Annotated in this window: 10 protein-coding genes; 6 read left to right on the top strand and 4 right to left on the bottom strand. The window is 75.2% G+C overall.

Annotation, left to right across the window (positions count from 1 at the left end; all coding sequences use genetic code 11):
* Positions 1-280: 280 nt before the first annotated feature.
* The 3 genes from Sru01_RS01820 to Sru01_RS36115 all read right to left on the bottom strand — a co-directional run bounded on the left by Sru01_RS01820 (position 281) and on the right by Sru01_RS36115 (position 3,745).
* Positions 281-1,477, bottom strand: coding sequence for a DUF4350 domain-containing protein (locus Sru01_RS01820; protein ID WP_203982046.1), 1,197 nt, complete (start codon positions 1,475-1,477; stop codon positions 281-283).
* Positions 1,478-1,691: 214 nt separating this feature from the next.
* Positions 1,692-2,348, bottom strand: coding sequence for a DUF4129 domain-containing protein (locus Sru01_RS01815; protein ID WP_239136767.1), 657 nt, complete (start codon positions 2,346-2,348; stop codon positions 1,692-1,694).
* Complete coding sequence (locus Sru01_RS36115; RefSeq protein WP_203982045.1) at positions 2,345-3,745, bottom strand: DUF7544 domain-containing protein; 1,401 nt, start codon at positions 3,743-3,745, stop codon at positions 2,345-2,347. Before Sru01_RS36115 ends, Sru01_RS01815 begins: the two co-directional genes overlap by 4 nt.
* 298 nt (positions 3,746-4,043) lie before the next feature.
* Between Sru01_RS36115 and mtrA the strand changes: the two genes are divergently transcribed.
* From mtrA to Sru01_RS01780, 6 genes are all read left to right on the top strand, one after another.
* Entirely contained in the window at positions 4,044-4,721 is a 678-nt protein-coding gene (mtrA, locus tag Sru01_RS01805) for an MtrAB system response regulator MtrA (protein ID WP_203982044.1), read from the top strand.
* Between the two features lie 32 nt (positions 4,722-4,753).
* The gene (gene mtrB / locus Sru01_RS01800) at positions 4,754-6,514 is read left to right on the top strand and encodes an MtrAB system histidine kinase MtrB (protein WP_203982043.1); all 1,761 of its coding nucleotides are present in this window, start codon (positions 4,754-4,756) and stop codon (positions 6,512-6,514) included.
* Positions 6,504-8,306 (top strand): LpqB family beta-propeller domain-containing protein, encoded by a 1,803-nt coding sequence (locus Sru01_RS01795; RefSeq protein WP_203982042.1) that lies wholly within the window; start codon positions 6,504-6,506, stop codon positions 8,304-8,306. Before mtrB ends, Sru01_RS01795 begins: the two co-directional genes overlap by 11 nt.
* Before the next feature lie 287 nt (positions 8,307-8,593).
* Positions 8,594-9,343 (top strand): ComF family protein, encoded by a 750-nt coding sequence (locus tag Sru01_RS01790; protein WP_203982041.1) that lies wholly within the window; start codon positions 8,594-8,596, stop codon positions 9,341-9,343.
* Between the two features lie 591 nt (positions 9,344-9,934).
* The gene (gene hpf / locus Sru01_RS01785) at positions 9,935-10,597 is read left to right on the top strand and encodes a ribosome hibernation-promoting factor, HPF/YfiA family (protein WP_203982040.1); all 663 of its coding nucleotides are present in this window, start codon (positions 9,935-9,937) and stop codon (positions 10,595-10,597) included.
* Positions 10,598-10,712: 115 nt separating this feature from the next.
* Positions 10,713-11,441 carry a response regulator gene (locus Sru01_RS01780; protein WP_373869477.1) on the top strand — a complete coding sequence of 243 codons (729 nt, stop codon included), beginning with the start codon at positions 10,713-10,715 and terminating at the stop codon, positions 11,439-11,441.
* Here the strand turns inward: Sru01_RS01780 and Sru01_RS01775 are convergent.
* Positions 11,434-12,768, bottom strand: coding sequence for a winged helix-turn-helix domain-containing protein (locus tag Sru01_RS01775; protein ID WP_203982038.1), 1,335 nt, complete (start codon positions 12,766-12,768; stop codon positions 11,434-11,436). The genes Sru01_RS01780 and Sru01_RS01775 overlap by 8 nt on opposite strands.
* Between the last annotated feature and the right edge of the window lie 42 nt (positions 12,769-12,810).

Here is a 12,810-nt window from a genome sequence, read left to right as displayed (position 1 = left end):
GGTTCGGGTGCCGTGCCGGGTTCGCGGCCCGCAGCGGGGGACGCAGGTGTCGTGCCGGCCTGGTGTTCCCCGTCGGGGCCGTGCCCTTCTCCGGCCGGGCGCCCGGTGGCGGGCATTGATTCTGGACCGTTCGGTCCGGGATGGGCTCCGGACGATCCGGCCGGCGGCCGGGCACCGGTCGCGTCGGCCGCGGCCGGGGTGGCCGGGGCGGACCCGGGCCGGTCCTGCGGCCAGGGCTCGTCGGTCGGTCCGCTCGGCGGGCCTCCGGGCGGAGGAGTGGTCACGGCTCTCGTACCTGCCTTTCCAAGGTGTCGAGGTGGCCGGCCAGGGCGACGAGCCCGGCGTCATCGGCCGGTGTGGGGCCGTACATCACAGAATGCACCCAGCGCGGGTCCTGCCCGGTACGCAGGGCGGTGGCGGCGATGATCGAATCTGGGCCGGCGTCCCCGGCCAGGCCGAGCCGGGGGGCGATCCGGGCGGCGGTGGCCGCCCGCAGCGTCGCCGCGGCCCGGTCGCGGGCCCGGCGGGCCCGGTAGAGGCGCCCGCGGCCCTCCACGGTCTCGGCGGCGCGCACGGCCACCGGGAGCCGCTCGGCCACCACCGGGCCGAGCCGGCGTCCCCGCCACAGCGCGGCCAGCAGCAGCGCCACGCCGAGCTGGACCACGGCCCACGGTACCTGCGCCGGGATGAGCTCGCCCAGGGTGGCCCGGCCGGACCCCGGCGTGCCCGTCCCGCCCTGCTCCCGGTCCGGCTCGACCACCCAGGCCAGCACGGGCTTGGCACCGGCCAGGTTGATCGCCAGCGCCGCGTTGCCGTCCTCGGCGAGCCGCCGGTTGCTCATGAAGCCGTTGTCCCCGGTCACCGTCACGGTCCGCGCGCCGGTCGTGCGGACCAGAGTCGGGCCGTCGTCGCTCGGGTAGCAGCCGACGGCGCCGCGCGGCGTGGTGAAGGCGATGCCGCCGAGGTAGACGCTGCCGGCGCGGACCGCGGCGGGCAGCGCGCAGCCGGGTTCGCGGGAGCGCGCCACCGCCTGCGCCTTCGGCCGGGCCTCGGGGGCGAGCCGGGACAGCGCGGCGACCGGGCCGGCGATGAGCAGATCGGACCGGCCCTGGACCAGCCGGGTGACGTCCGAGGTGGACAGATGGGAGGTGTCGGTCAGCAGGATCTGGGTGTCCGGCCCGTCCAGTCGCATGATCTCCTCGATGCCGGACACCCGCTCCACCCGCACGCCCCGGTCGCCCAGGATCTCGGCCAGCGCGCGGCCGCCGTCCGGCGTCGCGTCGCGCGGATCCAGCGGGGCGCCGGGGGCGTTGGTGCCGGTGGCCAGCACGGTCAGCGCCGCGACCACCAGCACCAGCAGGGCGGCGGCCAGCACGCCCCGGCCGCGCCGCCACAGCGTGGCGGCGGTGGGCGACGTCGAGGTGCCCGGCGCGGTGGTGCCGGCGCCGGCGGGCGGCGGGGTCGCGGTCAGCGTCATCGGCGGGCTCGCCCCCGAGCCCGGCGTGGCGGCGCACCCACCGGGCTCATGCCTGCCATCGGACTCACCGGCATCACCGGAGTCGTCTTCAGCGCGCCCGCCTGGCTCATGGCCGTCATCGGACCCACCGCGAGAGCCGGGGGCGTCGAGTTCGGCGCGCGCATCGGGCTCATGCCTGCCATCGGATCCGCCGGAAGCGTCGGGCTCGCCGCGGTCATCCGGCGCCCCCGGCGGCCACGGCGGCGGGGCGTGCCGCGCCCAGCGCCTCGTCCAGCTCGGACATGAACCGGTAGTCCTCCTCGGTGCCGGGCGCCTGGCCGTAGGTCACGTCGTCGAACAGCCGGGCCGCGGCGGACAGCCGGGCGGCCAGGTCCGGCAGCTCCCGGCCGGCCGCGCGGGCCAGCTCGTCGGCGGTGCGGCCCGGCTGCGGCGCCACGATGGCCCGATGCTCCAGGTCGCGGGCGATGGCGCGCAGCCGCTCGCGGACGGCCTCGGCCCAGCGGGCGTGCGCGGCCGCCTCCTCGGCGGCCCGCCGGTGCTCGGCGGCGGTCCGCTGCCCGGTGCCGAACAGGCCGCCGGTGCCGCGGGCCCGGCGGGCGCCGGTGGCCCGGCGGGCGTACCAGGCGACCAGCGCGATCAGCACGGCCAGGATGATGATCACCAGGGCCAGGGCCAGGACGCCGCCCGGCACCCCGCCGCCCACCTGGTCGAGCAGGCCGTTGATGAAGTCCTGCACGGTGCGCAGTGCGCGCTCGGGCAGCGACTCCCGCTGGTACTCGGGCCGGAGCAGCTCTTCGACCGCCCGGCGCCGCCCCTCGCCGCGCTCGACGTCGTCCAGGAGCAGGGCCGTGGCCCACGCGCCGGCGGTCACGGCGCCCCGGTGGGGACGCCGCCGCGGGCGGCGTGCGACGGGTGCCACAGGTGGTCGGCGTCGGCGGGCACCCAGCCGAGGCGCTGCTGGTCGGCGGCGGCGGTCTGCAGCACCAGGTCGAACGCCTCGGCCCGCATCCGCCGGTCGGTGTAGAGCAGGCCGTTGACCCCGGCGGCGACCGGATAGGTGATCATGGCGCTGAGGATGCCGCCGACGGCGAACAGCACGGCGGTGATGACCGTGGCGGCGACCGAGCCGCCCCCGGTGAACACCACCACCATGCTCACGATGGTGACCGGCACCGAAAGGATGGCGCCCAGCGTGGAGGTCAGCAGCTGGGTCAGCACCAGGATGCCGAGCACCCGCCAGAAGCCGCCGCCCACCAGCCGCCACGAGCGGCGCATCGCCGCGGTGACGCCGAGCCCTTCCAGCACGACCGCTGGGGCGGCCAGCGCCAGCCGGGTGGTGACGAACAGCGCGTAGGCGAGGTAGGCGAGGCCGAGCAGTAGGGCGACCGCGACCACGACCCCGGTGCCGGCGCCCGCCGCGACGAGCGCCCAGACCAGGGCGGCGATCACCGCCAGCGGCGCCAGGCCGATCAGCCCGGCCAGCAGGGCCAGGCCGAACAGGGTGGGGACCCGCCCGCGGGTGAGCCGCCACGCCTCGCCGACCGTGATGCGCCCGCCGAAGACGGCGCGGCCCAGGATGCGGGTGAGCACGCCGGTCAGCACGGTCACCACGAAGAACTGGATGAGGAACGACAGGCCGGCGCCGCCCAGCTGGGCGACCAGGCCGCCGGTGGGCACCTCGGCCGTGCCGGCGGGCCCGGCCGGGTCGGTCAGCAGGCCGCCGAGCGAGCGGTAATAGACCGCCTGGCCGATGGCGAGCGGCAGCGTGCCGGCGGTGGCCGCGATCACCGACAGGCCGAGCGTCGCCTTGGGATTGGAGCGGATCAGCTTGATGGTGCCGTCGAGGATGTCGCCCAGGGCGAGCGGCCGCAGCGGGATGATGCCCGGCCGCGGCGCCTGCGGCGGCGGCCGGAACCCGTAGGGGCCGGGACCGCCGTACGGCGGCGGGCCGTACGGGCCGCCCGGGCCCGGCGGGCCGTAGGACCCTGGGCCCTGCGGGCCGCCGCCGGGCGGGGGATACGGGCCGCCGGGGCCGGGCGCCTGACGCGGCGGCGGGGCGTGCGGCGCCGGAGGGGCCGCCGCGTCGCGTGGCGCCGCGTCGCGTGGCGCGGCGTCGCGTGGCGCGGCGTCCGCCGGAGGCCGGCCGGGGTCCGCCCCCGGGTCGCTGGGGGAGGTCCACGGCGTCCCGCCGGCACCCTGGTACGGCGGGGGCTGGTTCTCCGCCCAGCCCGGTGGCGTGCCGGGTGCGGAGCCGTGACCGTCTGACATATCCCAATCCTGGCATGTCGCGGGGACTGCCGTCGTGGCCGATCACCCGAACGCGACCGGGGATGGCCCTTGTGGCGTTCGTGGCGCACACTTGGCGAGGGGGGCGTGCGCGCCACGCCGCGCAGGACGTTGGGGCAGATCATTGGCGGGACGGGCAAGCTACGCCTAAAATTCGGCCCTCGGTGACGTCATTGTTCGGCCGTTTATCACCTGACGATGTGTCGCGGGTAACCTGCGGTCGGTCGTACGGCCATCGCCTCAAGATCCGTTCAGAACCGCGCTCGATGAATGAGGGGCCATGAAAGGACGCGTGCTGGTCGTCGACGACGACGCCGCTCTCGCCGAGATGCTCGGCATTGTCCTTCGGGGGGAGGGCTTCGAGCCGTCGTTCGTCTCCGACGGGGACAAGGCGCTCGACGCGTTCCGCGAGACCCGCCCCGATCTCGTGCTGCTCGACCTGATGCTGCCCGGTGCCGACGGCATCGACGTCTGCCGGCGGATCCGCGCCGAGTCCGGCGTGCCGATCGTGATGCTCACCGCCAAGAGCGACACCATCGACGTCGTCCTCGGCCTGGAGTCCGGCGCCGACGACTACATCGTCAAGCCGTTCAAGCCCAAGGAGCTGGTCGCCCGGGTGCGGGCCCGGCTGCGCCGCACCGACGAGCCCACCCCCGAGGTGCTGCAGATCGGCGACATCACGATCGACGTGGCCGGTCACTCGGTCAAGCGCGGCGAGGAGACCGTCAACCTGACGCCGCTGGAGTTCGACCTGCTGGTCGCGCTGGCCCGCAAGCCCCGCCAGGTGTTCACCCGCGAGGTGCTGCTGGAGCAGGTCTGGGGCTACCGGCACGCGGCCGACACCCGGCTGGTCAACGTGCACGTGCAGCGGTTGCGCGCCAAGATCGAGAAGGACCCCGAGCACCCGGAGATCGTGGTCACCGTCCGCGGCGTCGGTTACAAGGCCGGCCCGGCATAGGGCCGGCCGCCCCGCCGTCCCCGATGCCCCCCATGGCTCCCCCGACGACCTCGGCACCGGCCGCCCGCGACGCGGGCCGGCCCCGGCCGAAGAAGAAGGCCCGGCGGACCCCGCGGCAGATCGCCCGCGGCGTCCGGCGGCGGGCCCGGCGCGCCGCCGGCCGGGTGCGGCGGGTCTGGCGCCGGTCGCTGCAGCTGCGGGTCGTCACCAGCACCCTGGTCATCTCCATGACGGTGGTGGCCGTGCTCGGGTTCTTCCTGCTGCAGATGATCAATACGGCGGTGCTGAACGGCCGGGTGAGCGCGGCCACCGCCGAGGCGCAGGCCAACGTGACCACGGTGGCGGGCTATCTCGGCCAGGTGCCGCCCCCGACCGCCAAGCCGTCGGTGCCGCTCCAGGAGGACGACGAGGTCACCATGACCTCCCCGGTGGACCAGGCGCTGCAGGCCCTGGCCAAGCGGGCCGGCTCCCGCTACAGCGTGGTGATCCTCAACGCCGGGCAGGTCGGCCAGGACCGCGCGGTGGGCCCGATCGACCAGCGCAGCGTGCCGCCCAAGCTGCGCGACGCGGTCCGCCGGGACCGGGCGGAGCCGAAGGCGGAGTACATCTCGGCCTCCTACCTGGACCGGGCCGGCCCGCGGCCCGCCTTGGCGGTCGGCGCCCTGGTGCCCGACGCCCGGGGCGACTACGAGCTTTACCACTTCTTCCCGCTGGACGACGAGGTCGACACGCTGTCCACCGTTCAGCAGTGGCTGGTCGTGGTGGGCGCCGCCCTGGTGCTGCTGCTGGCCGCGGTGGCGTTCCTGGTGACCCGCCAGGTGGTCATCCCGGTGCGGCTGACCCGGCAGGCCGCCGAGCGGCTGGCCGCCGGCCGGCTGGAGGAGCGCCTGAAGGTGCGCGGCGAGGACGACCTGGCCCGGCTGGCCGCCTCGTTCAACGAGATGGCCGCCACCCTGGCCCTGAAGATCCACCAGCTGGAGGAGTTGTCGCAGGTGCAGCGGCAGTTCGTCTCCGATGTCTCCCACGAGCTGCGCACGCCGCTCACCACGGTCCGGATGGCCGCCGACCTGCTGTACGAGAGCCGGGAGGAGTTCGACCCGGCCGCGGCCCGCTCGGCGGAGCTGATGCAGAACCAGCTGGAGCGGTTCGAGTCGATGCTCGCCGACCTGCTGGAGATCAGCCGGTACGACGCCGGCGCCGCCACGCTCGACGTCGACTCGGTGGACATGCGCGACGTGGTGCTGCGCGCGGTCGGCGACTCCCAGCCGCTGGCCGAGCGCAAGACCACCCGGCTGGACCTGCGGCTGCCGAACGAGCCGTGCATGGCCGAGGTGGAGAGCCGCCGGGTGGAGCGCATCCTGCGCAACCTGCTCTTCAACGCCATCGAGCACGGCGAGGGACGCGACATCGTGGTCACGCTCGGCGCCGACCGCGACGCGGTGGCGGTGGCGGTGCGCGACCACGGGGTCGGGCTCAAGCCGGGCGAGGAGCACATGGTCTTCGACCGGTTCTGGCGGGCCGACCCCTCCCGCGCCCGCACGATCGGCGGCACCGGCCTCGGCCTGGCGATCTCCCGGGAGGACGCCATGCTGCACGGCGGGTGGCTGCAGGCCTGGGGCATGCCGGGCGAGGGCTCGCAGTTCCGGCTGTCGCTGCCCCGCCAGGCGGGCGCCGAGCTGCGCGGCTCGCCGCTGCCGCTGGTGCCGCCGGAGATCGAGATCCGGCGCACCTGGAAGGGGCACACGACGCAGGTCCTGCTGCCCGCGGCCGAGGGGGGTCTCGATGCCGACTAGCCGGCCCGTGCCCGCCGGATGTGCGGCCGGGTGGCCGGCGCGCGCCGCCCGGCGGGCGGCGCCGCTCGCTCTGTTCCTCGTCCTGCTGCTCGCCGGGTGCTCCACCGTGCCGCCCGGTGGTGCGATCTTCGCGGCGCGCGGCCAGAGCGAGGCCGATCCGCTCGGCGAGCCGTACGTCCGCATGCTGGTCGCCCCGCCGAAGCAGAACGGCACGCCCGCCGAGATCGTCGACGGGTTCCTGGCCGCCGCGGCGAGCCCCGACGACCCGCAGCGCACCGTCGCCCGCCGCTACCTCACCGGCGACGCCGACCGCACCTGGAGCCCGTTCGACGGTACGACGATCTACGAGGGGCGTACCGTGTCCGACGGGCGCGGCGAGGACCTCCCGCAGGCCCACGTGACGCTCAAGGGCACCGTGCTCGGCACGCTCGACGGCGACGGCCACTACGTGCTGACCGACGCCTCGGCCGGCAGCGAGCTCGCCAAGGGGTTCACCCTGGTGCGGGTGAACGGCCAGTGGCGCATCTCCTCGGCGCCGTCGGGGCTGCTGCTGTCGGAGGACGACTTCAAGCGCGGTTTCCGCCCGTTCGACGTCTACTTCGCCGCACCGAGGTGGGCCGGGCTGGTCGCCGACCGGGTGCGGGTCAGGGTCGATCCCGCCGAGGGCCTGGCCGAGACGCTGGTGCGCAAGCTGCTGGACGGCCCGACCAAGCCGATGCGCGGCGCGGTGGACAGCGCGTTCTCCGGTGTGGACGTCAACGGCGTCTCGGTGGAGGAGAACAGCGTCGTGGTCGACTTCACCTACGCCGTGGTGGACTCGGCGGCCGACGCCGGGCGCCGGGCGCTGGGCGCCCAGCTGGCCTGGACGCTCAAGCCGCTCACCGAGGCGCGGCGGATCGAGGTGCGGGTCAACGGTGAGCAGTTCCCCGGCGGCGCGTTCGTCATCGACCCGCGCGACTACGACCGCTTCGACCCGGACGTGCTGCCTTCGGGGACCGCGGCCTACTACCCGAAGGACGGCCGCCTGCACTCGGCCGACGGCAAGAGCGACAACCCGCTGCCGCTCGGCGACGGCGCGGCGGCCGGGCAGTACACCGAGTTCGCCGTCTCCGGCTCCGGTGGCGACCGGCCGCAGCGGCTGGCCGCGCTGAGCAGGAACGGCGGCGTGTGGGTCAGCGCCATGGGCGCGCCCGCCCGGTGGGAGCGGTGGATCCAGGGGCAGGGCCTCACCCCGCCGTCGTTCGACCGGTACGGGGACGTCTGGACGGTCGCCCGGCAGGGCCCGCGCCGCTCGCAGGTGCTGCGCGCGGCGGACGCCTCCCGGCAGTATCCGGTGCGGGCGCCGGACATCGAGACGGCCGACGTGCGCGCGTTCCGGGTGGCGCGGGACGGCGTCCGGGTGGCCGTGGTCTGCAGCGACGAGCACGGCCAGCGGGTGCTGATCGGCTACATCGACCGCGGCGGCTGGTCGGTCGGCAACTTCCGCGAGCTCGTCCCGGCGGAGAAGGGCCAGCAGATCCTGGACGTCGCCTGGCAGGACGCCGACACGTTGTGGGTGCTGACCAACAAGCACGGCTCCGACGGGGAGCTGACCCCCTGGTCGGTGACGCAGGGCGTGCGCGCCGATTCGAAGGTCGCCGCGCGCGTCGAGCGGATCGCCGCGGCGCCGGGCGACTCGCCGCTGCTGGTGCTCAACAGCGGGGGAGAGCTGGCGGCGTGGAACGCCCAGAAGAGCCGGTGGGAGTCGCTGGTCAAGAAGGGTGCCGGCCCGCCCGTCTACCCCCTCGGCTGACGGCGCGGCCTCGCGGTGGAACCCAGGTGCCTCCCGCGATCGATCACGGTGCCTTCACGGTGCCTTCACGGTGCCTTCCACCGGATCCGCCCGGCGCCCGTCCGGAAGACGCCGGGCCGGTGCCGCGTGCCCGCGGGGTGATCGTGAGGGGGCGCGCGATCCGAGCCCGGTACGGCCCGGCCGGGACCGCGCCGGAGGCTGTGGACGATCTGGCCGGATGCGGACGGGCCTGTGGACGACCGGGCCGCGCGGGCCGGCCGGCGGCTCCGGCGGGCGAGGATGGCCGGGTGCTGACCGCCTTGCTCGACCTCGTCCTGCCCGCCCGGTGCGCCGGGTGCGATCGCCCCGGGGCGCAGATATGCGCCGGTTGCCTGGCCGGGATGCGCGGCGACCCGGCGCCGCGCCCGCCGGCGCCCGCCCCGGCCGGGCTGCCGCCGTGCTGGTCGGCGGCCCGGTACGAGGGCACGGCCCGCCGGGTGATCCTCGCCTACAAGGAACGGGGCCGCACCGCGCTCGGGCCGCCGCTCGCCGCCTGCCTGGCCGGCACCGTGCTCGCGGCGCTCGGCGCCGGCGGCGGCCCGGCCCGGCCGGCGGATCCGCCGGTCCCGGTCGGCCCGGTCGGCCCGGTCGGCCCGGCCGTCGCGCTGGTCCCGGTGCCGAGCGCGCGGCGCGCGGTCCGGCGGCGCGGCCACGATCCGGTCGGCCGGCTCGCCGCGCTGGCCGGGCGCCGGTTGCGCGCGGCCGGATACCCGGTGGCGCCGGCGCCCGTCCTGGTGCCCCGGCGCCGGGTGGCCGACCAGGCGGGGCTCAGCGCCGTCCAGCGTGCCGCGAACCTGACCGGGGCCTTCACGGTCCACCCGGCCCGGGGCGGCGCGCCACCGGGGGCGTGGGGGCCCGGTGCGGGGCTCCTGGTCCTGGTGGACGACATCGTCACCACCGGCGCCACGCTGGCCGAGGCGGCGCGGGCGTTGCGGGCGGCCGGCGCGGGCGTCGCGCTGGCGGTCACGCTCGCCGGCACGCCGCGCCGCCACCGATGATCGGGACCGGCCGGCGAGCCGAACGGACGCGACACGCCCGGGTTATCGGCGGCGCCAAAAGATTACGAACAGTGATGAAACCGGGTAAAGCCGGGGTGGGGCACCCCAGTGAGGTATCCCATGCCGGCACCGGACCGCCGGGCTCACCGGCAGGTCCCGGCCGCGGTGCGGCCGGCCGGCGCGTTGACGTACCGGTCCGGCGGGCCCGCGACGCCCCGGGAAAAACACGGAAAGTGATCGCCCGGCGCATCCCACGGCTGACATTCGGGCCGGCAGCGACTAGCGTTCGAACATGGCACCCGTTCGGGTCCGTGGTTGCACCGGACCGACCCCCGACGCAAGGGGGCCGGGCCGGCTAGCCGATGCCAGCCGCAGGCGAAACGGCCCACGTAAGGCGACTCTTCGTCGACCGATCACGGTGCGGCTTAGAGGTAAGTCCTGCCTCCCCGGAGGTCCAGATGTCCTCCGCCAGGAGAGAAGGGCAGTAGTGGCGACAGAGCCGCGAACCCCTCAGCAGGCGGATGTGGGGACGAAGACCAGGTCGGCCGGACGGGTGCCCTCCATTCAGTCGAGACGAAGGGGGGCCTTTGCGTGGACATCATCGTCAAGGGACGGCACACCAGTGTGAGTGACCGGTTCCGCGATCATGTGACGACCAAACTGGCCAGGATCGAGCGTCTGGACAGCAAGCTGATACGGGTCGATGTGGAGGTCTCCAAGCACGCCAACGTGCGCGCGAACGAGGACCGCGAGCGGGTGGAGCTGACCATCCACTCCAAGGGGCCGGCCATCCGGGCCGAGGCCTCCGCCGAGGACCGCTTCGCGGCCCTGGACATCGCGCTCGGGAAGCTCGAGGGCCGGCTGCGGCGCATCGCCGACCGGCGGAAGGTCCATCACGGCAACCATTGCCCCCCATCGGTCGCCGAGCTGACCTCCGTGCTCGCCGACGGCTACGAGCCGCTGCCCGAGCCGCTGCCCGTCGAGCCGCAGCGCCAGGACCGGGCCGCCACGCCGGCCGACACCGCCGGGTACGAGGAACCGATCGTGCCCATCGAGATGGACGGCGACGGCCCCCTCGTCGTCCGGGAGAAGTTCCACGACGCCGACCCGATGACCATCGACCAGGCACTGCTGGAGATGGAGCTCGTCGGGCACGACTTCTACCTGTTCCGCGACAAGGAGTCCGGCCACCCGAGTGTGGTGTACCGGCGGGTCGGCTACGCGTACGGCGTGTTGCGGCTCGTCGAACCATAACCAACGCGTTCGAAGATCCTCTCGACCGCCCCGCGCGCCGGAAAGCCATGTAATGATGGCGGTTCCGACGGCGTGGGAGCGCCGCGCGGCGGGGTTCGCCCCCCGCCGCGCGGGCATGGCTCCCCAACGAGGAGGAGGCGTGACGCAGACCGACGAAACGGCCGGCGGCTCCGGGCGGGCCGAGCCGATCCGCGTGTTGATCGTCGACGACCACGCGTTGATCCGGCGGAGCCTGGAGCTGGCCCTGGCCGCGGAGCCGGACATCGAGGTGGTCGGCGAGGCGAGCGACGGCCAGGAGGCGGTCGAGATCGCCGACCGGCTGCTGCCGGACGTGGTGCTGATGGACGTGCGCATGCCGCGCCAGAGCGGCATCGAGGCGACCCGGGTGATCAAAGCGTCGGTGCCGAGCGCGCGGATCGTCATGCTCACGGTGAGCGACGAGGAGGAGGACCTCTTCGAGGCGATCAAGGCGGGCGCCACCGGCTACCTGCTGAAGGACGTGCAGATCGACGAGGTGCCCGACGCGGTGCGCGGCGTGCACGAGGGCCAGTCGCTGATCAACCCGGCGATGGCGGCCAAGCTGATCAGCGAGTTCGCCAGCATGAGCCGCAAGGAGGCCGAGCGCCCCCCGCAGTTGCCGGTCCCCCGGCTGACCGACCGGGAGATGGAGGTGCTGCGCCTGGTGGCCAAGGGCATGAACAACCGCGAGATCGCCAAGCAGCTGTTCATCTCCGAGAACACCGTGAAGAACCACGTGCGCAACATCCTGGAGAAGCTGCAGCTGCACTCCCGGATGGAGGCGGTGGTCTACGCGGTGCGCGAGCGCCTGCTGGAGATCACCTGATCGGTCCGGCGACCGGCGCCGTCACACCGTCGGCGACCGGCGTCGTCACGCCGCCGGCGGGCGGTGCCGTCACGTCGCCGGCGGGCGCGCGCAGCGCCGCCGCCAGCGGGCCGGCCAGCTCCGGCGTGCCCACCCGTTCCACCCGCACGTCGTCGCAGCCGACCCAGGAGGCCGCCTCCCACAGCGCCTGAGCCATCGCGGCCACCGTCTCCGGCCGCGCGCCGCCGGCCCGGCCGGCCGCCGCCGGTTCGAAGCCGACCTGCCGGGCGACGAACGTGGAGCCGTCCCGGGCCGGGTCCACCCGGCCGATGAGCCGCCCGCCGGCCAGCACCGGCATGGTGAAGTAGCCGTGCACCCGCTTGTCCTTCGGCACGTACGCCTCCAGGCGGTGGGTGAAGCCGAACACCCGCTCGGTGCGGGCGCGGTCCCAGACCAGCGAGTCGAACGGCGACAGCGGCGTGGTGCGGTGCCGCCCGCGCGGCGGGCTCGCCAGCGCGGCGGGGTCGGCCCAGGCGTTGGACGTGCCCGGCCGCCCGGCGCGGCGGCCGTCACCCCACCCGGCGACCCGGACCGGCACCAGGCCGGCCGAGCCGTCCAGCAGCGCCTGGTCCAGCAGCGCCGCGTGCGGGCCGCTGAGCCGGAGGAAGTCGACCAGGTCGGCGCGGGTGGCGACGCCCAGCGCGGCGGCCGCGATCGGGGCCAGCCGGGTGACGCACTCGGCGTCGGTGAGGTCCTCGCCGAGCAGCGCGGCCGGCACGGCCCGGTCGGCCACGTCGTACACCCGGCGCCAGCCGGTCCGGCGGGTGCAGACCACCTCGCCGACGTCCAGCAGGAACTCCACCGAGATCTTCACGTCCGACCAGTCCCACCAGGGGCCGCCGTTCTTGGCGCCGCCGAGGTCGGTGGTGGTCACCGGGCCCTCGTCGCGGACCTGCTGCAACACCTTGTCGATGGTGGGCGGCACCTCGTGCCAGCGGAACCGCCGCTCGCGGAAGGCCCGGCGGCGGAACGCGTAGAGCGGCCAGTGCTCGATGGGCAGCACGCAGGCCGCGTGGCACCAGTACTCGAAGGCGCGGGCCGGCTCGGCCCAGTACGCCCGCTCGACCGCGGCCCGGCCGACCGGCCCCAGCCTGGAGTAGGCCACCAGCTCGTGCGAGCGGGCCAGCACGGAGATGGTGTCGAGCTGGACGGCGGCCAGCCGGGACAGCACCCCCGGCGCGCCGCCCCGCCGGCCGCCGGCGCCGAGGAACCCCTGGGCGCGCAGGATGATCCGGCGCGCCTCGCCGGCGGACATCTCGATCACGGGGGCGGGAACCTGGGTCGGCATGCGCCGATCGTAGACGGTGTCACCGACGAAACGGCTGCGCCG

Origin of the sequence: Sphaerisporangium rufum, assembly GCF_016863395.1 — a bacterium.
Taxonomy (GTDB): Bacteria; Actinomycetota; Actinomycetes; order Streptosporangiales; family Streptosporangiaceae; genus Sphaerisporangium; species Sphaerisporangium rufum.
This window is presented reverse-complemented; position numbering and strand designations above follow the sequence as displayed.